The organism is Pseudomonas rhodesiae (assembly GCF_007858255.1).
Classification (GTDB): domain Bacteria; phylum Pseudomonadota; class Gammaproteobacteria; order Pseudomonadales; family Pseudomonadaceae; genus Aquipseudomonas; species Aquipseudomonas rhodesiae.
This window is the reverse complement of sequence record NZ_VFEU01000029.1, coordinates 21286-46808: the sequence shown is the minus strand read 5'-3', so window position 1 is coordinate 46808 and position 25523 is coordinate 21286. Positions and strand designations below refer to the sequence as shown.

General features: G+C 54.4%; 18 protein-coding genes. 5 read left to right on the top strand and 13 right to left on the bottom strand.

Going from position 1 to position 25523, the window contains the following annotated elements:
• Positions 1-91 precede the first annotated feature (91 nt).
• The 10 genes from FIV35_RS25555 to dnaA all read right to left on the bottom strand — a co-directional run bounded on the left by FIV35_RS25555 (position 92) and on the right by dnaA (position 16722).
• A complete protein-coding gene (locus FIV35_RS25555; RefSeq protein WP_034139946.1) occupies positions 92-1996 on the bottom strand; it encodes a UvrD-helicase domain-containing protein in 1905 nt (634 codons plus the stop codon).
• A gap of 2 nt (positions 1997-1998) precedes the next feature.
• On the bottom strand, positions 1999-3981 hold the full coding sequence (locus tag FIV35_RS25550) for an ATP-dependent nuclease (RefSeq protein ID WP_034139945.1): 1983 nt from the start codon (positions 3979-3981) through the stop codon (positions 1999-2001).
• Positions 3982-4325: 344 nt separating this feature from the next.
• The gene (locus FIV35_RS25545) at positions 4326-6161 is read right to left on the bottom strand and encodes a TniQ family protein (protein ID WP_052199025.1); all 1836 of its coding nucleotides are present in this window, start codon (positions 6159-6161) and stop codon (positions 4326-4328) included.
• Positions 6162-6242: 81 nt separating this feature from the next.
• Positions 6243-7184, bottom strand: coding sequence for a TniB family NTP-binding protein (locus FIV35_RS25540; protein WP_034139944.1), 942 nt, complete (start codon positions 7182-7184; stop codon positions 6243-6245).
• Entirely contained in the window at positions 7181-9139 is a 1959-nt protein-coding gene (locus FIV35_RS25535; RefSeq protein ID WP_083377927.1) for a DDE-type integrase/transposase/recombinase, read from the bottom strand. The genes FIV35_RS25540 and FIV35_RS25535 overlap by 4 nt, the downstream gene beginning before the upstream one ends.
• Positions 9120-9758, bottom strand: coding sequence for a TnsA endonuclease N-terminal domain-containing protein (locus tag FIV35_RS25530; RefSeq protein WP_034139942.1), 639 nt, complete (start codon positions 9756-9758; stop codon positions 9120-9122). Before FIV35_RS25530 ends, FIV35_RS25535 begins: the two co-directional genes overlap by 20 nt.
• A 758-nt stretch (positions 9759-10516) precedes the next feature.
• The gene (gene gyrB, locus FIV35_RS25525; protein ID WP_034139941.1) at positions 10517-12934 is read right to left on the bottom strand and encodes a DNA topoisomerase (ATP-hydrolyzing) subunit B; all 2418 of its coding nucleotides are present in this window, start codon (positions 12932-12934) and stop codon (positions 10517-10519) included.
• A 4-nt stretch (positions 12935-12938) separates the two neighbouring features.
• Positions 12939-14042, bottom strand: coding sequence for a DNA replication/repair protein RecF (gene recF / locus FIV35_RS25520; protein WP_034139940.1), 1104 nt, complete (start codon positions 14040-14042; stop codon positions 12939-12941).
• Positions 14043-14062: 20 nt separating this feature from the next.
• Positions 14063-15166 carry a DNA polymerase III subunit beta gene (gene dnaN, locus FIV35_RS25515; protein WP_034139939.1) on the bottom strand — a complete coding sequence of 368 codons (1104 nt, stop codon included), beginning with the start codon at positions 15164-15166 and terminating at the stop codon, positions 14063-14065.
• Positions 15167-15204: 38 nt separating this feature from the next.
• Positions 15205-16722: a chromosomal replication initiator protein DnaA gene (gene dnaA, locus FIV35_RS25510; RefSeq protein WP_034139938.1), complete on the bottom strand. Its 1518-nt coding sequence runs from the start codon at positions 16720-16722 to the stop codon at positions 15205-15207.
• Positions 16723-17307: 585 nt separating this feature from the next.
• Here dnaA and rpmH point away from each other — a divergent pair.
• The 5 genes from rpmH (at position 17308) to mnmE (ending at position 21256) form a co-directional block, all read left to right on the top strand.
• Positions 17308-17442, top strand: a complete 135-nt coding sequence (gene rpmH / locus FIV35_RS25505) for a 50S ribosomal protein L34 (RefSeq protein ID WP_003213577.1) — start codon at positions 17308-17310, stop codon at positions 17440-17442.
• A gap of 16 nt (positions 17443-17458) precedes the next feature.
• Entirely contained in the window at positions 17459-17863 is a 405-nt protein-coding gene (gene rnpA / locus FIV35_RS25500) for a ribonuclease P protein component (RefSeq protein ID WP_197676686.1), read from the top strand.
• Positions 17856-18101: a membrane protein insertion efficiency factor YidD gene (yidD, locus tag FIV35_RS25495; RefSeq protein ID WP_080758814.1), complete on the top strand. Its 246-nt coding sequence runs from the start codon at positions 17856-17858 to the stop codon at positions 18099-18101. Before rnpA ends, yidD begins: the two co-directional genes overlap by 8 nt.
• A 2-nt stretch (positions 18102-18103) precedes the next feature.
• Positions 18104-19807: a membrane protein insertase YidC gene (gene yidC, locus FIV35_RS25490; protein WP_034115592.1), complete on the top strand. Its 1704-nt coding sequence runs from the start codon at positions 18104-18106 to the stop codon at positions 19805-19807.
• A gap of 78 nt (positions 19808-19885) precedes the next feature.
• Positions 19886-21256 carry a tRNA uridine-5-carboxymethylaminomethyl(34) synthesis GTPase MnmE gene (gene mnmE / locus FIV35_RS25485; RefSeq protein ID WP_034139936.1) on the top strand — a complete coding sequence of 457 codons (1371 nt, stop codon included), beginning with the start codon at positions 19886-19888 and terminating at the stop codon, positions 21254-21256.
• A gap of 19 nt (positions 21257-21275) precedes the next feature.
• On the opposite strand, the gene FIV35_RS25480 is transcribed toward mnmE, so the two are convergent.
• The 3 genes from FIV35_RS25480 to FIV35_RS25470 all read right to left on the bottom strand — a co-directional run bounded on the left by FIV35_RS25480 (position 21276) and on the right by FIV35_RS25470 (position 25255).
• A complete protein-coding gene (locus tag FIV35_RS25480) occupies positions 21276-23714 on the bottom strand; it encodes a TonB-dependent siderophore receptor (RefSeq protein WP_034139935.1) in 2439 nt (812 codons plus the stop codon).
• Between the two features lie 90 nt (positions 23715-23804).
• Positions 23805-24749 carry a FecR domain-containing protein gene (locus tag FIV35_RS25475; RefSeq protein ID WP_034139934.1) on the bottom strand — a complete coding sequence of 315 codons (945 nt, stop codon included), beginning with the start codon at positions 24747-24749 and terminating at the stop codon, positions 23805-23807.
• Positions 24749-25255: a sigma-70 family RNA polymerase sigma factor gene (locus tag FIV35_RS25470; RefSeq protein WP_034139933.1), complete on the bottom strand. Its 507-nt coding sequence runs from the start codon at positions 25253-25255 to the stop codon at positions 24749-24751. The genes FIV35_RS25475 and FIV35_RS25470 overlap by 1 nt, the downstream gene beginning before the upstream one ends.
• Positions 25256-25523: the final 268 nt, after the last annotated feature.

Genomic DNA, 25523 nt, shown 5'->3' with positions numbered 1-25523 from the left:
CGTATCTGGATCAACATTTCTCGGCAGCTGGGTGATTTTTCATCAGCGTCAACACACGATGCCGTTGTCTGGAAATGTCACCTGGAAATGATCAACTCGATCCAGTCGTGATTTGGACTCCGGCTTTAGTAAGCAGCTCGTAAAGCGTTGCAATTTTTGTTCGTGTGCCCCGCGAAGCACAGTAAGTGAATATGACCCGCTGTTTAGCACGGGTGAAAGCCACAAAAAATCCTGCCGTGGCCTCAATTTCATCCTGAGAAAAACTCCACCAAGCGCCATCATCCAGTCCGACAAAGATAACGGTGTGATACTCAAGGCCCTTGCTCTTGTGGATCGTCATTAAAGGAATTGCGTGCACGCCTTCGTACATGTCGAGGGCGTGGGACCAGTCCTTACTGTGGAGCGAGCTGGATAAAAGATGTTCCGCCGTTGCGTCTAACACTTTTTCTAGCCAGCTCCCTTGGCCATAGGCGGCGTTGAAACGGATCACATGCTCTACACCCACGAAATTTAGGATGTCGTCAACAAGTGCGCGTGAGGCCACCTTACTTCTCGGGGGGAGGGAGTAGCGTGCAGCCAGTTCGGTTGCATAGGTGTCCAACACACGAGCGAGCCTACTCTGCCTGATTGAGTCATCGGCATCGATCCCTCTCATTGAGGCGAGCCAATTCTGGCAAGTCGACCAATAACTTCCCGCTCTCGGAGTCATTGATAACCGGAGAAAGTTGACCGCCAACTTCGAGATTTCCTCTGTCATCAGCTCCTGCAGCATTACTTTGCCGACCATTCCAGCTTCGTTACGCAGCGCCAGATTTTCGTTCGCGAAGGCAGGTTCCAAGAGTTCTGCATATTCTCCCGCCTTTTGTCGAACCAGTATGACGAAGTCTCGAGGAGTCAGTTTCAGGTCGGCAATATATGACGCTACTGATTGCGCTAACTGACGCGCTTCAGTTTTTGGACTCGGGAAGTCGAGAATTGAACAGCTTTCTCCGTCAATTGTGCCGTCAGTCTGAGATACCGGCTGCACAGCTTGTACATCTAACGCCTGGGCCAACACGTGCTGGATACGTACCAAGTCCGGCGAAGATCGGTAATTGTTGAAGAGCGAAGTCCGGACACCTCCGAAATCAGCATCAAAGGCAGAGAAAGGATCATCCATCGCCATTGCCCATCGCATGATCTGCTGCTTGTTATCTCCGACAGCAGTCACGATGGTTTCTGTGCCTCGAAAAATCGTGCTTACCAGATCGTACTGAATCCTGGTGGTGTCCTGGAATTCGTCCATGAACAAATGCGAATAGGTGAGGCGCAAGGCATCCCGCGCCATCGGATTGACTCGCAGCAGCAATTCAGCGAGACGGCCAATCATTGGGAAAGACAGCACACTTTTGCCACCGCCGTGGAGCGACACTCGCCAGAACGCATCTGCCGCCCATTGCGCGACAGTTGGGTCTGGCCATCCTTCTACAGGTAACGGTGAGCCGAGCAGGTGCCGACGCTCAAAGGTTTTAGACCCTATCTCACGCACATCATTTCTTGTTCCGATTACCGCAGGTGGCGGTGGAAGGTCATGGAGGTACTCGCGAAAATCTCGCTCCGTGTGAGTCGTGATCTCGTAATCGGGTCTTGGCCTCCAGCGGTCAGGTAATGCCTGACCGAAGCGGTCGACCAATCCTTTTGCAAACGCATCAAACGTCATGGAGTCGAAGCGGCTCGCATGGGAGTGGTGACAGCGCTGACGTACGCGTGCTGCCAGATTAGATGCCGCATCACGTTTGAAGCTGATAGCCAGAATGCGCCGTGGAGATGGCGCAGTGTCCGTCTGAAGGAGAAAGGCAGCGCGCTGCGCAAGCAGTTCTGTCTTGCCAGCGCCTGGTCCGGCAATAACGGACCGATTTTTTTTCGAACGAACCACTTTCAGCGCATTCGCTTCCAGAGCTTTAACCCCGACGGGTTTCCAATCCTCACGAGCAGTTCGGCGTGACGAAACGGCCATAATCAGTCTCGCCTTAAGGAGTTGGAAATATGCCAAACGACTTCAGACAGAACTGTTGGCATTCGTGCAGTCAGGCTCGCCTTGCTGACTCGAGCCAATGCCGCCAAGTGCGTAGCTGGCTTGCTGTGCGTCAGGAAGTGGTACCGATAGCCCGGAAACAATGCGGGGTAATCCTCAAAGGGTCCCGTGTACACCGAAAGTCCTGGACCTGACGTCCCCAGCACAACCTCAGCGGCCTTATCAGCAGCCATGCGAGGACCTCCCCCTTTAGGAATAACGGCGGCATAGTCATCAGGGAAGGCTTTCAGCATGCCGAGATCAAGATCTAGTGGTGCTGAAAAGTAGACCCCGTATGGCTTCAAGCTGTTGATCCAACCCAGTAGGGTTGAATGGTCAGGCGAGTTGCTCCATCCGTGCATATTTGCGAATGCCGCATCGGCCAGAACGCCGCTTGTGGTTTCTAGCAATTTGGCCTTGGGCGCACCGAACTCAATGAGCTTCTCAATCGCTGTTTTCACTCGCCCCCACCCCCCACCATCACGGCCGAGGTCCAAGTCAAGCAGAGTCGCGTGAGGGATACCTAGGGCTTTAAGTAAGCGCCAAAAATATTGGACGTGTCGTCCACCGAGAGGGACGATCGCGACAAAAGCAGGGTCAATGAGAAGATCAAGTGCCTCGGCGAGCTGAGGGAGAACGATTCTTTCCGAATCGCCCTCGACAAGCAGAACGAACCTTGCGAAGTAGAGTTCGGGATAAGCCAAGATGGCCCCACGCACGAATTTGCTGGCTTCCACATCGTCAGTTGGCAGCTCAATTCGCTTCACAGTAGATACGCGGGTCTTTGCGTTACAGCGGCAGTAACGGACCTCGCTTGGATCGATTCGGCTAAGAACCGCCGGCGAATGACTCGTGATTATGGCCTGCGCACCGCAGGCCTCAGTCAACGATCGAACCTGGCGGATGATGCGAGCAAGGAAGTAGGGTGAAAGATGGTTTTCTGGTTCCTCAAGAGCAAACAGTGTGAGAGCGGGAATATGGAGTGCATCCTCTCGAAATCCGGCCACAGAACCTTCAACGACCTCGCGCTCTAGGTCAAAAACGGCGGCGGCCAATGCAAAATAAAATAGCGACTGCTGTCCGTCGCTGAGGGCTTCAATACCTCTTTCTCGCCCGTCAGGTCCCTGCTCAAATATGACCGCGATCTTGTTGATCACTTCCTCAAACCGTCGGCTCACCAGACTGAGCCTAGGCTTGGTATTGGAAGCGTCGTCATGCAGGTCTGCCCAGCGTGTTTGCAAAGCCTCGGTGATTGCGGTGATCGCAGACTCGCCTTCAAACGCAGCGGTCAGGCTCTCAGTCGCCTCTTGCACTTTGTCTTCGGTGTCGGAGGACCATTCAATGGCCCTCAGGAGGCGTGCGGCCAGCGTTCCGGCAGTTGCTCGGATTTGGCCGGCGGCGTCTCGACTTGCCGGGGTGTAATAAAGTTGTATGAGGCCCCGATCGGTCACTGCCACCGGTTGGTATTTGTCCTCTGCGGGCTCGTCATCTAAGCAATCGATCCAAAAAAGATTCTGTGACACCTCGCCCTCAAGCGTACCGTCGTCATCCCACTGTGCTTCAAGCCGCATTCGGCAAACGGGCGCCTGGGCAGCTCTCGTAATCAGCATGTGCCGAAATGAAGGGGCGATGGTTTCCGCGGTTGCAGACCCGTCCAACAATTCCGGGAATGCAACGATCGCCTCGATGAAGAGCTCTTTTGAATCGCGGCTCTCAGGATCCTCTCCAGGAGCTAGGTGGAAATCCGAAAGTGATACGGTGCGCTGCGCCCGCGTGACCCCAAACAGCTTCGACATAGCCTGCAGAAGCGCAGTTTTACCCGCAGCGTTAGGGCCAACGATTGTGGTGACCTCATCTGAGATTGGAATGGAAATCTCATTCGGGCCGAAACAGCGAAAGCCAGATATCGTGATCGACTCGATGCGCACAGGTTCCCTCCTCAATGCGGTAACAGGCACACATGCTCGTTACTATTGGGCGAGGTTAACGCAGTAATAGTTCGCGCACAGCCCTTGAACCCGGATTTTTGTGCCATTTTCGCTTGTCAGGCCAAAACGTCGGGCTAACTGCGTGAGAGCAGCAAGCTGATTCCAGGCCCCCGAACAGCAGGCGAGAACACCCTTAATCCATTAATGAGCGTTTCGATAACCATCTTCACCTGATCTAATTGTGGGCACGCCCAAAACAGTAACTCAAATTTTTACACTGTTACCCAAGGTGGTTAACAGTGTAAAAAAGTGGTTAACAATGGCGAGTGCCATGAGTTGCATTGTCAGTGATGTGCTGCCTTCCAAGACAAGTAATCGACCAGTTTTTTACTTCGAGGCCAGACGTATTGCCGGCATGGAGATTTCACTATCGACGGCCCCGCGACAGGTCTGAATCCATTCGTCCAGAGATGATGCGTAATGTGCTTGGGCGACATTCCCAAGAAAACTGCCAGCTCTGGGCCTAATATGTACCTACGTCTGAACCTTTCGATTGCGGCAGGCTTAACCATCTGCATTGTACTCCGGCCTCTAGGAACCGATGTACTCCAGAGGATCCCTAGCCGAACCATTGCATAGGCGACTTCCTCTTTGACGCCCAAAAGTACTGCTGCCTTAGCGACAGTAACTCCAGGGAATTCTGAGGACTTTTGGAGCGCGTGCTGCATCCAACCTGTTAAGTCTTGAGGTCTTAAAAGCCAATGCCCGACCGTCGCCTTACTTTGATCACAATCCATAAAAGCTTTCAGTTCGCCAGATTGAATCGCCCCAATCATCTCAACGAGACCTCCGCCAGTTGGAAGATGATGCTTAGCCAGATAGTTGACCGACACAAGCGTGTTGCCAGGGGGTGCATGCATACGCTCAAGCCTGAGGCCACTGAGCGATTCAATATCGATCAGCCATTTTTCGCCGGCCTTGGGCTTGCCGCCGTAGAATTTCAGAATACCTCCTGCGATCAACTGCCGCACACGCTCAAGATTGATGTGTAACAGCTTGGCCGCTTGCCTCAGGTTCACTGCTTTCTGCATAAGCAGAGCTAGTTCACGAACCTGGCCGACATCAACCACTTTGGATTTACGACCGCTAGAGTGCACTATTTCCCTAGAGGCAACCTCGCCGTGGTCATGCAGTCGCTGTACACAAGATTTAAGCAAGCCCGTTAACCGAGCAGCCTCATCAATGGAGACCCAACGATGGCCAGTAATAGTATTTTCACTCAGATAACGGTTTCTCTTTGCTAAAGGCGCCTCCCAAGTCTGCTGAACAAATGACTCGAACTCGGCACGGACGAATGCGAAGCAGGGCGCTTGCAGATCATGATGAATGTCCCTGTAAATCGGCCCAAAGGCGGAGGCAAGTTTCCAACCCATCCCTGAGGGTCTGGTCAACCTGAGATCGCTCAGCAAATCTCTGAACGCCCGCGGCCAACTCATGAGTATTTCTCCGGCCGCTTGAGCCAATTCACGCGAAACCTCAAGCGATCCTGAATTCGCCAACTTCAGTGGTTTTGAGTTTTCTGATCTCACGATCCTGACAGCGAGTCGCATCGACAAGGCGTGGAGCTGCTCGTAGGTCAGTGCGTCCAAGTCGCTGCTTGCCGATATGTCCTCCTGCCCAAGCCTCGTCTCCATAGCCGCCGTCATCCAAATGCAAGCATCTTCTGCAGCGGTAGCTGGTGCACTTCGAGAGGTAAGGAAATAGCCACAGGATTTACAGCTGTTTGCCAGCATCGCGTCGTGGTTCATTTTTGCAGAACACCCCGGGCATCTGTCCTGCAGGGGAACTCCATGAATAGAGCAGCTCGTTACGAGTGTCAGATCCCAGGCCTCTTTCCAGTAAGCGTGTTCAGCTAAACAGCACGAACAAAAACGCTTGTACTGCAGCGACCAGAGCTTGAGCGCCTTGGTCTTCGGCTGTCTAAGTTCGCTGGATACTGGCGACCAGCTCACCGGCAGCGTCATGGTGCAAAACCAGTCAGTTACGTCTTCATCACTGGCTTCCTGAAAAGCCTTGATCAATTCGTTACCCATTAAGCCATTGGCCCCCGCCAATCGCTGTAGATACCCTAACAAGCTCTCATCGCGCTTAGGCTGTGGGTTGATTAAAAGACCGAACATTCCTGTACATCCGTACGAATAGTGAAATTCCGAAGGCTTTCTTTAGAAGAAGGAGGCCGGGGTACCTCCCCGGCCTCCTCTCTAGGAAGCGATGAGGTCGAATTTTTCGAACGGCTCATGAATTCCAATCAGAAGCTTGAAGTTAAAGCTGATACTGAATGGATTTCGCTGGTCGGTCGCTTTGCTCCACACCTCATCCAAAAACGCTTGGGCTAGGACATACAGATTTATACCTTCGAGATCTCGATGCTGGACAAGCCAAACAGCGCGATCCAGAATCTTGATCAGGTAGTCAATCAAGCCAAATGAAGCCATGTGAAAGCGCCTCAACATCTGTGGCTCCGTAAAGCTGATAGCCTTAACCGGCAGTAGGCTAGCGATCACCTCGAGAAGCATTGAAAACTGTGCCGATGTGCTTTGGGCATAGCTGAACCGGTTGTATTCAACCGTCGCAGAAAACCTTCGCCGAAGTTGCTCGTTTGCCCATAGCAGGCCCTCTGTTCGCTTCAATCCGACGAGTACGAAGGTGATGCTGGTTTCGTTCATCAAGCTCTTGATCCAATCCGCGGCTTCATACGCATCGTTGCGTCGGTAATCCACCAAATGTTGGGCCTCATCGAGCACCACGACTTCAACTCCAAGATTGGTCATAAGAAGAATGATGCGAGCGAACTTGACCTCCGCGGAATGACCGCGAGCATCCGCGTATGGATCCTTTAGTGCTGTCAGCATCGCTGTTGCCAAGTTTTTCTTGGTGGGTGATGAGGGAATCTCAACCACCAAGACCGTCCGCTTCCCGGACCCCGAAGGTTCCGCTGCCTCCAATTCCCTCACGTACTCCTTGATCAAAGTGCTTTTTCCCACCCCGCTCGGACCTTGGATGACCAAGCCTTTGCTCGCCCTGGTACGCCGGGTATCACCATGCACCTCACCCAAGCGTGTCAAGGCTAGCTCAGCCTGGGGGCTGTGAATGAAGTGATGACGCAGAGAGAAGGGGGGGAAGCTTTGTACTAAAGCGCTCATGGTCGATCACCTGCTGGCGGACGGTAGGAAACCTTGAAAGTGGAGGGGGCAGTTGGCGGTGTGGATGACCTATCCACCCACTCCATCTCAGCTACGACTACCGGAGGAGGATTCGTCTCGGCCTTACGACCCTCCCTATCCAACTTGGCCCGCGCTGCTTCCCGACGCACTCGCAGCTTTTGAGAGCGACGAGCTTCGTCAATGTCTTCTCGCAGCTCTTGATAGCATCGGTGAAGCTCGTCAAAGCTTGGCTGCTCTCCTCCAGCATCTCTGAGCGCTTTCTGGGCCGCCTTCCACATTTCGCGGCTCTTACCGATCATCCGCTTGTCCTTCACCGGCACCAGTAGGAATACGTTTCGAAACCGATCATGAACCCAGACATGTCCAGCTTCGTCTCGATAACGAACATTGACTTTCTCATCAGGCTTTAAGAGCAGTCTTAACTGCGCGAGCTCAGCCGAGTGGTAACCGATACTGTCAACTTCAATTCCGTAGTGATGAACCTTAACGGAGGTTCGTCGAGCAAGAATGCATTCAAGGGCATCAAGATCCACGGGCAGTCTGACCAAAGTCTGAGCCTCATCAACTGCCCAGGCTTGGGCGGGGGTCATCTTCTTGAGGCCTCGGTGCGGCGTTTGGTGGTAGCCATCCACGATCCATTTAACAACTACGGCTTCCAGCTGCGACAAGGTGAAGCAGGCATGTTTTTCTGACTTGTAATCTCCTTTCTCCTGGATATTGGAGAATGTTGTACCCGGGAGGTTGTGGATAAGTCCCAGATTCTGAGTGCTAAAAAAGCGCTCGACCGCGCCCTTCATTTCAGGTGCCCTGGAGGCGGGATACATAATCTCGATGCCTAGATCGTTGAACCCCAAAATCAAATCATCAGCATGAAACTCGGCAGCATTGTCCGGAACGATCCGCGCCGGCATACCATGGGCTCGCCACTCATTCTTTACTTTCGGAAAGCGTTGTAACAGTTCTGCTTTAGGACGGATCGAACGCTCAATGACTCGTAGAACAGATTCAGTGTTTGGCGCAGACAGGTGTAGGAGGTACCCCATGATCATTCGAGAGTACCTATCTAATACTATCGTCAGATAGGGTCGTCCGATAACCAAACCGGTCTCCTCGTCCACGAGCAGGACATCCAATAGGGTGTGATCAATCTCCCACCTCTCGAGGATCTGATTTACCTGGAGCACACCCGCAGCCACACGGTGCTTTTTATTAGCGGCATGCTTACCGAGGCGAGCAACATCCACCAAGAAGGGATCTAGCTTTGCAATGTATCTGCGGACGGTCATGCCGCTGGGGAGAATGAACTGTTCAGAGGGCAATCGTTCCCGATTAAGGGCCTCAAGTCTGAGATGGTATTCACCTATAACCTTTGAAATTTTTGGCCGAGTGTCTTTTAGATAATGTTCATCAATGACACTCCCCAGTATGCCTTCAAGCTCACCTGTAATGGCGGCTGCCCGCCCTTTTTTATTATGCTTAGGTACCAACCTTATTATGTTGTTTCCAATGTACCTCGATGCCCACCGCCTGACCGTTGATATTGAAGGTGCGCACGTATCGCCTATTAATTTTGCTATTTTCTTCAATTCTTCCAACATGATTTCTTCACTCGGCAATTCTGATTTGTCCTTCCCCATTACACCCTCAAGATACCGGCGCCGACGTAAGGCTTCTTGACTGTGACTGGCTGGAAAGCACGTGAGATCAGGGGCTACGTTTCGTACGAGTGGCACTTCTCCGAGAAATGGTTGATCCGCGCAAATTTCAATTTCACGCTTTTCATACCCAACGTAGAACTCGGCCTCTGTCAACTTTGTGGGTTCACCTAACTCATCAAAAAAGAGTAGTCGTCGATCAACTAATCTCCGTTGGAGAACCATCAAAACGCCTTTTACGGATACGGCTAATTTTGCTTTAAGCGAAAAAATCTGCATGGCGGTGCCCTCCGGTTAAGAAGACTTCAGAGTTGCTGCTAATAGTCTCACTAAGACTGATACCAACAATGCCTAAGCCCAATAAACGCCATGCCTCCATATCACCAAAAGTCGCGATAAGTGCACTCAACGTCTTCGGCTCATGAGTATGAAGAATCTCGTGAACCTCATCGACTTGGGAAGTCGAAAGCATGGGCCCGCGACGGTGATACATAAGCTTTTGAAGGTTCCTAGCCAACGGTTCGCTATGAATCAGATCATTCGTGACGACAGTAAAGTTGCGATTACTGGCGGCAAAATGTGCCTTAGCAGCTTCCAGCCGTTGATCGATACTGGCGATCAATAGTCGCTTTTTCGGCTTCACTTCGAACCACCACTCCCTGCCATCCGTGAGAAATACATGGAGGTCAGGAAAATATTTTATGGTTGCCGAGTCGAGCGATACGCTCTCTCGGCTGGGCTGAATGGTGTAGCTGTGAACCTGAGGTGACAGCTCCAGAAGCCGGAAAAAACCGCCTTCCAGCTGGGATTCCCAAGGGGTAGGTTTGCCATTTTTCAGGGAGGGAAAGTATCCTCTGAAATGGCAAGACCGCCGGGTTACAACCTTTCGCACTGACATCGAACACCTCCATCAATTCAGAGACGAGCGCCGTCGCTGCACCTAAAAATGGTGGTGCAGAGTAGGGCTCTGGGAGGTCTTTCAACGGGCAACACTGTGCCCTCGAGAAACCTCGCTAAAGTCGAAATTTTGGGAGAGGATTGACAAGCGCCAAAAAAAGGCAGAAATTGCGCGGGATCGTACGCAAGATGTACCTGGTTGTGGCGCTGTCAGAGCCCCTGGTTTTGCAGTATCTACATTTCTCGATACCTCCTTTGGGAGTCGTCGACGAAAGCAGCCATGCTTCTGGACCTCCATTTCGAGATAGATGTCCAAAGCTGAAGCTGTTACCGGTGGCCGTTAAGAACTTGCTTCAACAAGTTTACGTAACCGGCTGATTTATTTGGCACGCTATTACTGCGTAATAGCGTGCCAAATTCTACTCCAGCCATTCGTCTTTCTCCACGAAATTCTTCATCCAGCCTCTTGACATTTTTTCAATGTCATTATTCGTACGCGTATAGAATCTGTTTCTATCCCGCTAGTATTATTCGAGCGTGTTTTCCTTCTTCGCTCTCCCCACCGTTCAGTTCACCAACGTCCGCGAATGCCTTTTAGCGGCCCTCAAATCTAGCACTCCCCGAACCTCGCTCAGCAGAACTGCAGACCAAATTTCTTGCGCACAAAAAAGGCCAATTCAAAGAATTGGCCTTTTCTGCTGAAGTCGTCGAATCATCTATTTGTGAAAATGTTCAACTATTTTGTGAACCTACACGAACTTAGAAATCCAAGTTAGAAACTGCCAAGGCGTTGCTTTCGATGAAGTCACGACGAGGTTCGACCGCATCACCCATGAGGGTGTTGAAGATCTGGTCCGCGCCAATCGCATCTTCGATGGTCACGCGCAGCATACGACGCTGGCTTGGGTCCATGGTGGTTTCCCACAATTGATCGGGGTTCATTTCGCCCAGACCTTTGTACCGCTGGATGGTGTGACGCTTGGTGCTTTCTGCCATCAGCCAGTCAAGAGCTTCTTTGAATTCCTTAACCTGCTTCTTACGCTCGCCACGCTGGATGTAAGCACCGTCGTCGAGCAGGGTGCTTAGTTGTGCGCCCAGTGTCACCACGGTCTTGTAATCGTTGCTGCCGAAGAAGTCGCGGTTGAAGGTAATGTAGTTCGACAGGCCGTGGGAAATCAGCTCGACCTCAGGCAGCCAGACATTACGCTCACGGTCTTCACGCAGGCTGGCCTTGTAGACCAGACCGGATTTCTCAACGGTGCGCAGACGCACTTCATACTGAGCCAGCCAATCTTGCATTGCTGCGTGGTCGCTCAGCTGTTCCAGGCTAACGGCCGGCAGGTAGATGAAGTGCTCGGTCAACTCCTGCGGGTACAGGCGCGACAGGCGCTTGAGGGTCTTCATCACCATTCGGAAGTCGTTAACCAGGCGCTCCAACGCTTCACCGGAAATGCCTGGCGCTTCGTCATTCAAGTGCAGGCTGGCATCTTCCAGGGCCGACTGCGTCATGTACTCTTCCATGGCGTCGTCGTCTTTGATGTATTGCTCTTGCTTGCCTTTTTTCACTTTGTACAAGGGTGGCTGAGCGATGTAGATGTAGCCGCGCTCGATCAGCTCTGGCAATTGACGGAAGAAGAACGTCAGCAGCAGGGTACGAATGTGCGAACCGTCGACGTCAGCATCGGTCATGATGATGATGTTGTGATAACGCAATTTGTCGATGTTGTACTCTTCGCGGCCAATACCGCAGCCCAACGCCGTGATCAAGGTGCCGACTTCCTGAGAGGAAATCATCTTGTCGAAGCGCGCCTTCTCAACGTTGAGGATCTTACCTTTCAACGGCAGGATGGCTTGGGTACGGCGGTTACGACCCTGCTTGGCGGAACCGCCAGCAGAGTCACCTTCCACCAGGTACAGTTCGGAGAGGGCAGGGTCTTTCTCTTGGCAGTCCGCCAATTTGCCCGGCAGGCCAGCGATATCCAGCGCGCCTTTACGACGGGTCATCTCACGAGCCTTACGCGCCGCTTCACGCGCGCGAGCGGCATCGATCATCTTGCCGACAACCAGCTTGGCCTCGTTCGGGTTCTCCAGCAGGAAGTCGGAGAAGTATTTACCCATCTCCTGTTCCACAGCGGTCTTCACTTCGGAAGACACCAGCTTGTCTTTGGTCTGGGAGCTGAACTTAGGGTCCGGCACTTTCACCGAGATGATCGCCGTCAGGCCTTCGCGTGCATCGTCACCCGTAGTGGCGACTTTATGCTTCTTGGCCAAGCCTTCGGCTTCGATGTAGGTATTGAGGTTACGTGTCAGCGCCGAACGGAAACCCACAAGGTGAGTCCCCCCGTCGCGCTGCGGAATATTGTTGGTGAAGCACAACAGGTTCTCGTTGAAGCTGTCGTTCCATTGCAGGGCGATTTCCACGCCGATGCCGTCTTCACGCTGGATGTTGAAGTGGAACACCTGGTTGACCGGAGTCTTGTTGGTGTTCAGGTACTCAACGAACGCACGCAAACCGCCTTCGTACTTGAACAGTTCTTCCTTACCGCTGCGCTCGTCTTTGAGGACGATACCTACACCGGAGTTAAGGAAAGACAGTTCACGGATGCGTTTGGCCAGAATGTCCCAGCTGAAATGAATATTCTTGAAGGTCTCGCTGGAAGCCTTGAAGTGAATCTGGGTGCCCGTGGTTTCGCTGTCTCCCACGATGGCCATAGGCGCTTGAGGCACACCGTGCACATAGGTCTGCTCCCAGATCTTGCCGCTACGACGTACGGTCAGGATCAGCTCTTCAGACAAAGCGTTCACCACCGAAACACCTACACCGTGCAATCCGCCGGAAACTTTATAGGAGTTGTCGTCGAATTTACCGCCGGCGTGGAGCACGGTCATGATGACCTCTGCCGCAGATACGCCTTCTTCTTTATGCACATCCACCGGGATACCACGACCGTTGTCGCGCACTGTGATGGACTCATCCGGATGGATGATGATGCTGATGTCGTCGCAGTGACCGGCCAGAGCTTCGTCGATGGAGTTGTCGACCACCTCGAACACCATGTGGTGCAGACCGCTACCGTCATCAGTGTCGCCAATGTACATACCGGGACGTTTGCGTACGGCATCCAAACCTTTCAGCACTTTAATGCTGGTCGAGTCGTACGTGTTTTCTTCGCTCATGCCTTCACTCCCGATGGTCGTGGGTCTGGGTGATACGGCCTTGTTCCACGTGGAACAAAGCGACTGGCGTTTCCGTCTGCCAGCCTTCCCTCAATAATTCGTGGTCTACACAAGTGATAAACACTTGGCAGCGTAAGTCTTCCAACAAGCGGCATAACGAACGGCGATGTTGCTCGTCGAGTTCGGACGGCAAGTCATCCACCAGATAAATACATTGACCGCGCCGGGCCTGGCTCACCAAGTGGCCCTGGGCGATACGCAGAGCGCACACCACCAACTTTTGCTGACCGCGGGACAAGATGTCCGCGGCATTATGAGCGCCTAATCTAAGACGCAAATCAGCCCGTTGAGGGCCGGCCTGGGTGTGACCAATCTGCTGGTCCCGCTGCAAGGACGTGGCGAGAACTGCACTGAGTTCACGCTCTTTGTCCCAACCACGGTAGTAGCTCAGCGTCAGCCCTTCGAGATCCAGTAACTCTTTCAAGGTCTGTTCAAAGACTGGTTTCAAGGCTTTGATGTAGGCACGGCGGTATTCATCTATTTCGTCGCTGGCCAGGCACAGTTCACGGTCCCAGGCCGCTTGCGAAGCGGCGTCAAGTGTACCATGCCGCAGCCACGAGTTCCGCTGCCGCAGGGCCTTCTGCAGACGCTGCCATGTGGCCATAAATCGCGGTTCCACGTGGAACACTCCCCAATCGAGGAATTGCCTGCGTATTTTTGGCGCACCTTCCAGTAGCCGGAAGCTATCCGGATTGATCAGCTGCAACGGCAGAATTTCGGCTAACTGAGCGGCGCTGCGAGCATTTTGCCCATCTATACGGATCTGAAACTCGCCCCCGCGATCACGGGATATTCCCAAACTGCTGTGCCCACCCTCAGCCAGTTCGACCTGGCCAAACACGGTGCAAGCCAACTGTTCGTATTGAATAACCGGTAAAAGACGAGCACTGCGAAAAGAACGCGCGAGCCCCAACAAATGAATGGCTTCCAGCACACTGGTTTTGCCACTGCCATTGGCGCCGTGGAGGATATTGATGCGAGGGGAGGGGGAGAAGGTCACCGGGTGCAGATTGCGCACCGCGGTGACCGAGACGCGACTGAGGGACATCTAGCTTCTGCTGAGCATGGTTACAGGCGCATCGGCATGACAACATAAGCCGAGTCGTCGTTATCGGATTCCTGCACCAGCGCGCTGCTGTTGGAGTCCGACAGAATCAGGCGAACCTGTTCGGTAGTCATCACACCCAGCACGTCCAAGAGGTAGCTCACGTTGAAGCCGATTTCCAGCGAGCCGCCGTTGTAGTCGACGCCCACTTCTTCTTCCGCTTCTTCCTGTTCTGGGTTGTTAGCCTGGATCTTCAGCTGACCATTGGCCAGTTGCAGACGGATACCACGGTACTTTTCGTTGGACAGAATGGCAGTACGACTGAACGCTTCGCGTAGCGCCTGGCGATCGCCGATCACCAGCTTGTCGCCACCTTTAGGCAATACACGCTCGTAATCCGGGAACTTGCCATCAACCAGCTTGGAGGTGAACGTGAATTCGCCCGTAGTGGCGCGGATGTGATGCTGACCCAACACGATGCTCACATTGCCGTCCGGCTCAGTGAGCAGGCGTGCCAGTTCAAGAATACCTTTGCGTGGCACGATAACTTGATGACGATCGGGCTGACCGATATCGGCGCGCATCGAGCACATCGCCAAGCGGTGACCGTCGGTAGCGACCGCGCGGATGACGCCTTCGGATACTTCAAGCAACATGCCGTTCAGGTAATACCGCACATCCTGCTGGGCCATGGCGAAGCTGGTGCGCTCAATCAAACGACGCAGTTTGCTCTGTTCCAGGCTGCACGTCAGCGAGCCAGGACCCTCTTCGACGGTCGGGAAATCATTGGCCGGCAGCGTGGACAGAGTGAAACGGCTACGGCCAGCTTTTACCACCAGCTTCTGTTCATCAACCTTGATGTCGATCAGCGCATCGTTCGGCAGGCTTTTGCAAATATCCATCAACTTGCGCGCCGGTACGGTGATCTCGCCCGGTTCAGCAGGCTCTTCCAACTGCACACGACCCACCAACTCGACTTCCAGGTCGGTACCGGTCAAGGACAATTGCTGGCCTTCGACCACCAGCAATACGTTAGAGAGTACCGGCAAGGTCTGACGGCGCTCGACGACGCCTGCGACCAGTTGCAGGGGTTTCAACAGGGCTTCGCGTTGAATGGTGAAATGCATGGTCTAGTCCCTTGCCTTAATAAGCTGCGCTGGTGTCATCACGTAGTCAGTGTACGCAGCAGGTTCTTGTAGTCCTCGCGAATATCCGCGTCGGATTCCTTAAGTTCGTTGATCTTGCGGCACGCGTGCAAGACCGTGGTGTGGTCGCGACCACCAAATACATCACCGATTTCCGGCAGGCTATGGTTGGTCAACTCCTTGGAGAGGGCCATGGCCACCTGACGCGGACGTGCTACCGAGCGCGAACGACGCTTGGACAGCAGGTCGGAAATCTTGATCTTGTAGTACTCGGCCACAGTGCGCTGGATGTTATCCACACTCACCAGCTTGTCTTGCAGAGCCAGCAGGTCTTTCAGAGATTCGCGAATCAGCTCAATCGTGATATCGCGGCCCATAAAATGCGAGTGGGCAATCACCCGCTTCAGCGCACCTTCCAGCTCCCGCACGTTGGAGCGAATGCGTTGGGCGATAAAGAACGCCGCATCGTGGGGAAGCTCGACCTTGGCCTGGTCGGCCTTTTTCATCAGGATCGCGACGCGGGTTTCAAGCTCCGGCGGCTCTACGGCAACCGTCAAGCCCCAGCCGAAGCGGGACTTCAAGCGTTCTTCCAGACCTTCGATTTCCTTCGGGTAACGGTCGCTGGTCAGAATAACCTGCTGGCCGCCTTCGAGCAGAGCGTTGAACGTGTGGAAAAACTCTTCCTGGGAACGTTCCTTGCGGGCGAAGAATTGAATGTCATCGATCAGCAAGGCATCAACAGAGCGATAGAAACGCTTGAATTCGTTGATAGCGTTGAGCTGCAAGGCCTTGACCATATCAGCCACGAAGCGCTCCGAGTGCAGGTATACGACCTTGGCATTCGGATTCTTCTTTAATAGATGGTTACCCACAGCGTGCATCAAGTGGGTCTTACCCAAGCCAACGCCACCATAAAGGAAGAGCGGGTTGTAACCATGCTTGGGGTTGTCGGCGACCTGCCAGGCAGCGGCGCGCGCCAGCTGGTTGGATTTACCCTCGACGAAGTTTTCAAAGGTGAATGTGCGGTTCAGGTAACTGGTGTGCTTGAGCGCACCTTCGACCTGCACAGTGCGCTGCTCGGCACGAACAGGGGCCTGTTGGGAACTGGCTCCTGCCATCGGGTCGAAGCTATCGCGGGACGGCTCTTCATGCTCCGGCGCATTTTTTTGCGTCGACGATTTGGAGGGCGTCGGCGCAACGGAAGGCGTCGGGGCAGCCGGTGCGGTCGCCGCCTGGGCTTGAGACGCCGCAGCCGCCAGCGGCGCATTAGGTGCAGCGCGAGGCGCGGAGCTGCGTTTGCTACCTATTAATAAGGAGAGCACTGGGGCGAGACCATTGCCATGTTCGTCGAGCAATTCGAGAACACGGCTCAGGTACTTCTCGTTGACCCAGTCGAGCACAAACCGATTGGGCGCGTAGACACGCAACTCGTCGCCTTCGGCTTCGACCTGTAGCGGACGGATCCAGGTGTTGAATTGCTGGGCAGGCAGCTCATCGCGCAAAAGCTCCACGCACTGCTGCCAAAGTTCCACTGACACGGATATCCCCTAAGTTGAAAGCCGGTGAGGCAAAAACAGCCGCCATTGTAGCGATCAGCTGTCCACTTATCCACATGTAGCTTGCTGACACCCCAGCCAAAATCAATGCCTTAACCTTGAAAAAGCCGACCGATGGTCTGTGCATAAGCTCTGTGGATAAGCGTACCTGAGCTCGTTGCACAAGTAGGTCCGAAAGTCTGTGGGTAACTGGCCTGTGGATAACAGGCCATTCCACCCACAGCTTATCCGACAGCGCAGCACAGGCAGAACACCGTTTCTCCCCTGTGTTGTCATTCTCTGTACATCAAGTGGAATAAGGGCTTGAGGCAGTTATCCACAGAGGATGGACTGCATAGCTTTTATAAGCTTTACAGAAAAGCTTTAAATAACTTCCTTCTTTATTTCTATATCTAGGTTCGTGTTGATGAGTGTCTGAACGGTGAAAACAGCGACGCTGCCGTATTCAGATCTAATTAAAGGAATAGCTGGTTGGAAATTGACCTAGAGGCTTGCTTTCTCTAGAATCGCCGGTCTCTTAAAACGGGGGCCATTCCGGCCCGTTGTGACGAACCAGGTAACAACGCCATGAAACGTACTTTCCAACCCAGCACCATCAAACGCGCCCGTACCCACGGCTTCCGTGCCCGCATGGCTACCAAGAACGGTCGTGCCGTCCTGTCGCGTCGCCGCGCCAAAGGTCGTGCGCGTCTGGCAGTTTGATAATCCGGCACTGGTGGTGAGTCAGGACTTCAGTCGGGAAAAGCGTCTGCTAACTCCCCGGCATTTCAAGGCAGTCTTTGACTCCCCCACCGGCAAGGTTCCGGGGAAAAATCTCCTGCTCCTTGCGCGTAACAACGATCTGGATCACCCCCGTCTCGGGTTGGTGATCGGCAAAAAGAGCGTAAAGCTCTCCGTTGAGCGCAATCGCCTCAAGCGTCTGATGCGCGAATCGTTTCGCCTCCACCAGGACACACTGGTTGGTTGGGATATTGTTATCGTCGCGCGTAAAGGCTTGGGGGATGTAGAAAACCCCGAATTGATTCAGCATTTCGGCAAGCTCTGGAAACGTTTGGCGCGTACCCACAAGCCAGCACCTCCAGCCAGCACCGAAACTGTAGGGGTAGACAGCAACGATGCGTAAACTGGCCCTCGTTCCGATCCAGTTTTACCGCTACGCCATTAGTCCTCTGATGGCCAACCACTGTCGTTTCTACCCCAGTTGTTCCTGCTACGCGTTAGAGGCCATAGAAAATCATGGTCTTCTGCGCGGTGGCTGGCTGACCTTTCGTCGTTTAGGTCGCTGTCATCCGTGGAATCCCGGTGGTTATGACCCGGTTCCACCTGTCCCCACCTCCCGTTCTTCTTCGATGGCCGAGTAATCATGGATATTAAACGCACGATCCTGATCGTCGCCCTGGCAATCGTGTCCTACGTTATGGTTCTTAAGTGGAACCAAGACTATGGCCAAGCTGCCCTGCCGACTCAGAATGTTGCCGTCAACACTGCACCTGCGGGACTTCCCGACACGGCAAGTGGCACTAACGCTGCCGCCAGTGATGACATTCCACGCGCAGCAGGCGAAGCCAAGGCGCCCGCCGAAGTTCCAGTTGCAGCAAGCACCGACCTCATCCAGATCAAAACGGATGTGTTGGACCTGGCAGTCGACCCACAAGGTGGTGACGTTGCCAAGCTGACCCTGCCGCTGTATCCACGCCGCCAAGACCATCCGGAAATCCCTTTCCAGCTGTTCGATAACGGTGGCGAGCGTATTTACCAGGCTCAAAGCGGTCTGATCGGTACCAACGGTCCCGATGCAAGCCAAGCCGGTCGTCCGGTTTTCTCTTCGGAGAAGAAAAGTTATCAACTGGCTGACGGTCAGGACCAATTGGTCGTAGACCTGAAGTTCAGCAAGGATGGCGTCAACTACATCAAGCGGTTCACGCTCAAGCGTGGCCTGTATGACATTGTTGTCACCTACCTGATCGACAACCAAAGCGCTCAGCCTTGGAACGGCGCGATGTTCGCGCAACTCAAGCGCGACGCCAGCTCCGATCCTTCGTCCAGTACAGCTACGGGCACCGCGACTTACCTGGGCGCCGCCCTGTGGACAAGTTCGGAACCGTACAAAAAAGTGTCCATGAAAGACATGGACAAGGTGAGCGAAGACAAGACCAAGCCAGCCATCACCTACAACGTGAACGGCGGTTGGGTTGCCTGGTTGCAGCACTATTTCGTGACCGCGTGGATTCCACAGCCAGGCCAGAATAACGTGGTTCTGGCCCGCAAGGACTCCAAGGGTAACTACATCATTGGCTACACCGGCCCGTCGTTGACCGTCGCGCCCGGTGCCACCGGCGAAACCAGCGCGACTCTGTATGCCGGCCCGAAAAGCCAGGCTGTGCTCAAAGAGTTGTCCCCAGGTCTGGAATTGACTGTGGACTACGGCATTCTGTGGTTCATTGCTCAACCGATTTTCTGGTTGTTGCAACATATCCACAGCATCGTCGGTAACTGGGGCTGGTCGATCATCTTCCTGACCATGCTGATCAAGGGCATATTCTTCCCTCTGTCGGCCGCCAGCTACAAGTCGATGGCGCGCATGCGTGCCGTGGCGCCGAAACTGGCTGCATTGAAAGAGCAACATGGTGATGACCGGCAGAAAATGTCGCAGGCCATGATGGAGCTGTACAAGAAAGAGAAGATCAACCCGCTGGGTGGATGCTTGCCGATTCTCGTACAGATGCCGGTATTCCTGTCGCTGTACTGGGTACTCCTGGAAAGCGTGGAAATGCGTCAGGCACCGTTCATGCTGTGGATAACTGACCTGTCGATCAAAGACCCGTTCTTTATCCTGCCGATCATCATGGGCGCGACCATGTTTATCCAGCAGCGTCTGAACCCAACGCCTCCGGATCCGATGCAGGCCAAGGTGATGAAAATGATGCCGATCATCTTCACCTTCTTCTTCCTGTGGTTCCCGGCGGGTCTGGTGCTGTACTGGGTGGTCAACAACGTGTTGTCGATTACTCAACAGTGGTACATCACACGTAAAATCGAAGCGGCTACCCAAAAAGCTGCGGCGTAATTACTCTGTGGATAACCACTCAAGACGCCCCCTAGTGGGGCGTTTTGCTTTCCGTCACATTTGTTCTGGAACCTGTTGATGAGCGCTCCTCGTGAAACCATCGCTGCTGTCGCCACCGCTCAAGGTCGTGGCGGCGTCGGTATCGTTCGTATTTCCGGGCCGCTTGCTGGCGTAGCCGCCAAGGCCATCAGCGGGCGAGACCTGAAGCCCCGATACGCGCATTACGGCCCGTTTCTGGATGCCGAGAACGAGGTGTTGGACGAAGGACTGGCGCTGTATTTTCCTGGCCCGAATTCGTTCACCGGTGAAGACGTTCTGGAACTGCAGGGACACGGCGGCCCGGTTGTGTTGGATATGCTGCTGCAGCGCTGTCTGCAATTGGGTTGCCGTCTTGCTCGACCAGGGGAATTCAGCGAGCGAGCGTTCTTGAATGACAAGCTGGACCTGGCCCAGGCCGAAGCTATCGCGGATTTGATTGAGGCCAGTTCCGCACAGGCGGCGCGCAATGCGCTGCGCTCGCTTCAAGGCGCATTTTCTTTGCGTGTGCATAACCTTACGGAACAGTTGATCGGTCTGCGTATCTACGTTGAGGCGGCGATTGATTTCCCGGAGGAAGAAATCGATTTTCTTGCCGATGGCCACGTGTTGGCCATGCTGGACAAAGTCCGCGACGAGTTATCCACAGTTCTGCGTGAGGCCGGTCAGGGGGCATTGCTGCGTGACGGCATGACGGTGGTGATCGCAGGTCGCCCTAACGCCGGTAAATCCAGCCTGCTCAACGCGTTGGCAGGTCGGGAAGCGGCCATCGTGACTGAGATCGCCGGCACGACCCGAGATATCCTGCGCGAACATATCCACATCGATGGCATGCCGTTGCACGTCGTCGATACGGCTGGTTTGCGTGATACCGATGACCAGGTGGAAAAAATTGGCGTTGAGCGAGCACTCAAGGCCATCGGTGAAGCTGATCGTGTGCTGTTGGTCGTGGACGCCACGGCACCGGAGGCTGTGGATCCTTTTGCCCTATGGCCGGAGTTTCTGGAGCAGCGGCCGGATCCGGCCAAGGTCACGTTGATCCGTAACAAAGCCGACTTGACGGGAGAAGCGATCGCTCTGCAAACCAGCGAAGATGGCCATGTCACCCTCAGTCTGAGCGCCAAATCGGCAGGGGAAGGCTTGGAGCTGCTGCGCGATCACCTCAAAGCCTGCATGGGCTACGAACAGACCTCGGAAAGCAGCTTCAGCGCTCGCCGTCGGCACCTTGAAGCGCTGCGTCGGGCCAGCGCGGCCTTGGAGCACGGACGGGCACAGTTGACCTTGGCAGGAGCAGGGGAGCTGCTGGCCGAAGACTTGAGACAGGCTCAGCAGCTTTTGGGGGAAATCACCGGCGCCTTCAGCTCCGATGATTTACTTGGGCGGATCTTTTCCAGTTTCTGCATCGGCAAGTAACCGGTTATCCACAACCTGGTCACCAGTTGTAAGACACCGTACCGAGCAAGGTACGGCTGTCACCCCAGTAGCAACGCCCCGCGTCGTTGCAACCGGACACATATTCCTTGTCGAACAGGTTTTTCGCATTCAGATCCACGGACCAGTGCTTATCAATCTGGTAACCAACCGCGGCATCCACCAATGTGACGCTTCCTGCGTCCAATTTGCCGTACAACGTCGGCGCGGTGTAAGAAAAAGTACTGTCGAAATAGCGAACACCCCCAGCTAGGGAGAGCCCCTTAAGCTGACCGTCGAGGAAGCGATACTTGCTCCACACCGAAGCCTGGTTGCGCGGGACGCCCGTCATCTGATGCCCTTCGACCAAAGACGTGGCCGAATCCTTGGTAATACGCGCATCGGTGTAGGTATAGGCTGCCGTCACATTGAGATTCTGCGTGAGGTTACTGTTGACCTCCACTTCCACACCCTTGGCGCGACTTTCACCTACCTGCCGATAGCTGTTGGTGGTGGCGTCGAGGTAGGTGTCGTCCTGTTTACGCAGGTCATACACCGACAGCGTCATCGCCGTGTCCCAGCCGAGCGGTTCGTATTTAACGCCCACTTCGTATTGGCTGCTGGTGATCGGTTTTAACGGTGAGCCAGCGTTGGAGATCTGCTGTACAGGGACGAACGCAGTGGAATAGCTGACATACGGCGTCAGGCCGTTGTCGAACTGGTACATGACTCCGCCCTGATAGGTGAATTTGCGGTCTTCCGCCTGGGTGTTGCTGGCCTTGTTCACCTTGTCGCGGAATTCGCTGTCCACCCAGTCCTGACGACCGCCGAGTAAGAACAACCAGTGCTCGTATTTGCTCTGTACCTGTGCATAAACCCCTTTCATTTGTTGCTCAAGCAGGGTGTTTTGTACTGCGATGGGGGTCAGCGGATCGCGCAGGTACACGGGGTTATACACATTAATGGTCCCCGCAAACCCTGCGTCCCAATCCTGGTTGAACGAGGTACGGTCGTAGCTGGCGCCCAACAGCACGGTATTTTCCAAATCGCCGAGTCGGAATTTTCCCTCCAGTTGGTTATCCAGGGAGTAAACCATTGATTTGTTATAGCGATCGTAGGCGGTCATGTTCAGTTGCGTGCCAAAGCCGCGATTGTTCAGGGCGCTGGGCCAGGTTTCATGGCGGTTGATGCGCGACTGCATGTAACGGGAGTTCTGCCTGAACTGCCAGTCGTCGTTGAAGCTGTGACTGAATTCGTAACCCGTGCTCCAGGCTTCACGTTCGAAGGTGTTCCAGTCCGGATTACCCAGCATCGTGTGCTTGGATAACTTGCCGTTAGGGTTGGTAAGCAGAGTTCCCGCAGCCGGGAGGCCGAGTTCCAGGTTGGTGTGATCCTTCTGGTAATTGGCCAGCAGGGTCAGGGTGTTGTAATCGTCGAAGTTGAGCGTCAAGGACGGCGCAAGATAGAGCCGGTCATCCGGTACATGGTCGGTTTGCGTATCGGATTTTCGCCCCAGCATCACCAGCCTGCCGAGGACGTTGTCATTACCATTTAGCGGACCCGAGATATCCACACCCAACTGGCGGCGGTTATTGGAGCCATACCCGAGTTGTACCTCACCTTGGGGCGTGGCCGTCGGATGTTTGCTGACCAGATTAACCAGGCCGCCCGGCGCGTTTTCGCCATAGAGCAGGGAGGAGGGACCGCGGAAAACTTCTACGCGCTCTAGGCCGTAGGGCTCGCTGGTGGTGTCGTATCGATTGCCTTGCACGCGTAGGCCATCTCGCAGCAGGCCGTAGCCGTAGTCAGTGGCGTTGAAACCGCGGATGAAAAACAGGTCGCCTGCCAGACTGTCACCGGCAGCAAAGGGTGGCGCGAAGATGCCAGGCACGTACCCCAACACTTCCGTCAGGCTTTGCGCCTTCTGATCCTTGATGCGCTGACCGGTGACAACCGAGACCGAACGCGGTGTTTCCGACAAGGGCGTACTGGTTTTGGTACCGATCCGACTGTTCTGCGCCTTGTAGCCCACATCCCCAGAGATATCCCGGTTGAAACCATCCTGTTGATAAGTACTCACCGTCGTTGGCGCAAGCGTGAGTTGGTCTGCGGGAGCGACCTGCAATACGTAGCTGCCAGGAGCTTGGGCGACCGCCGACAACCCAGTGTTTTGCAGCAGCAAAGCGAACCCCTGATCAATCGAGTAGTCACCCTCGAGCCCAGGTGTCGTCAGCCGTGCGGTCTGCTCCGGCGAAAAAGACAAGATCACATTTGCGCTGGCCGCAAACTGGCTTAAAGCCCTGTCCAGCGGACCGGCCGCAACGGCGTAATGCTGCACCATGTTGGCGGCCAAGACGCCGGTGGCAGACAGGGTACTGGCTGCGGTGGCAGTGGCAATCAGCAGACCATAGGTCATGCCATGGCAGGAAAGTCGCTGGCGTAGCTGGATGGGGAGGCGCATTGGCGGATAAACCCTAAAGGTATTGTCGTAATTACCTGTAGGGCCGCGCCAGGTGAAAAAAAGGTAACCCTCCTGGTGAATTATTTTCGATCAACCGATTGGCGTTATCGAAACCCAATAGCGGGTGAAGTATTTCACTTGGATAGGCAAGGTGGCTTGCAGGTTGGTCAGTACTGCATCGGTGGCGTCCAGACGGAACGTACCGGATACGCGCAGACGGGCCGAGACGGCATCGCATTGCAGGACTCCGGGACGATAGCGTGACAACTCGTCGATTACATCGCCAAGCCGCGCATCCAGCACGATTAATTGACCGTCGATCCAGGCGGCCTGGGTTGCGGTGAAGGGAAGGATCGGGCCGACATTAAGCCGATCAAAGTCGGCGCTCTGCCCCGCCTTGAGGAGTTGGCCAGAGGAAGGATTGTCTACGGGTGACACCTGTACGCGATCCTCCAACACTCCAACGCGAGTGGAATCGGCCAGCTGACGTACGGTAAAGCGGGTGCCCAATGCCTGAACCCGACCTTGGCGGGTTTCAACATAGAAGGGTAGCTGCGCCGCCAACCTGCCGGTGTGGATAAGTACCTCACCCTCGCGCAGACGAATAAGCCGCTGCCGTTCGTCGAATATCACATCGATTGCTGAGCGAGTGTTGAGTTCGATTCGGGTGCCGTCGGCCAATTGGATACGTTGATGTTTGCCAATCGGCGTGCGGTAGTCGGCCAACAACGTTCCCACGCCACTGTGTTGCTGAAGATTCCAACCGAGATAGCCCCCACCGCCAAGCACCAGCATCCACTTAAGTACTTGCCGGCGTTGTTGAGTCGTCGACAGCGCACGCCGAGTAACGTCCTGTGGTAACCCGCCCAGACTGCGTTGCAGCTGTTCGAGCTGGTTCCAAGCGGCCAAATGGGAAGGGTCGCGCCTCAACCATTGCTGCCAGGCATGGTGTTCGGCGGGTGTGGGAGCTTGAGACTGAAATTGCACATACCAAGTGGCGGCGGCTTCAAAGGTGTCGCGGTCGGGGGCGGCCATCAGGAATTGGCCATGATCAATGAACACTCGGTAAACGCTCGGATCATGTGTTTTTTCACCGTTGTGAGCGAAACCTGCAGTTGATCGGCGATCTGTTGATAAGTCAGCCCATCGATCTGGGACAGCATGAAGATTGTTCGTGCACGCCCGCCAAGCGCGTGCAGGGCTTTATCCACAGCGACTAATGTTTCGATGATGAGCGCTTTGTCCTCCTCACTAACGACGGTGATCTCAGGACGTTCAGCCAGGGCCTCCTTATAGGCCTGTTCAACGGCACTTCGTCGATAACGATCAATCACCAGGCCCCTGGCGATGGTTGCCAGATAATCACGCGGTTCCAGAATCTGGGAGGCGTGTCGTCCACCCAAGATGCGCACGAACGTATCGTGGGCCACATCGGCCGCATCACAGGCGTTATTTAATTTGCCTTTGAGCCATCCGCGCAGCCACGTGTGGTGTTGCTCGTAGATGTGCTGGACGGCTGCCGTGTGAGAAGGAAGAGGCATAGGGCGCGTTAGGTAGGTTAATGATAATCGCTATTATTAACTGCGCTGTGGTTTTCCCACAATAGGTCTCCCAATGAGGTCATCGGCTCCAATCGGAAGATAGGTGTGGCTACGCCATGGGCGAATCTAGGGTGAATGGCGAAAATCTGTGGATTAAGCCCTGTGGGTAAGCGGCACTGTACCCAGTTGATAACAGGGCTTAAAAACCAAGGATAAACCCGTCTGTGGATAACCAGCACTTTAATCCACAGGCTTAACGCAGTTATCC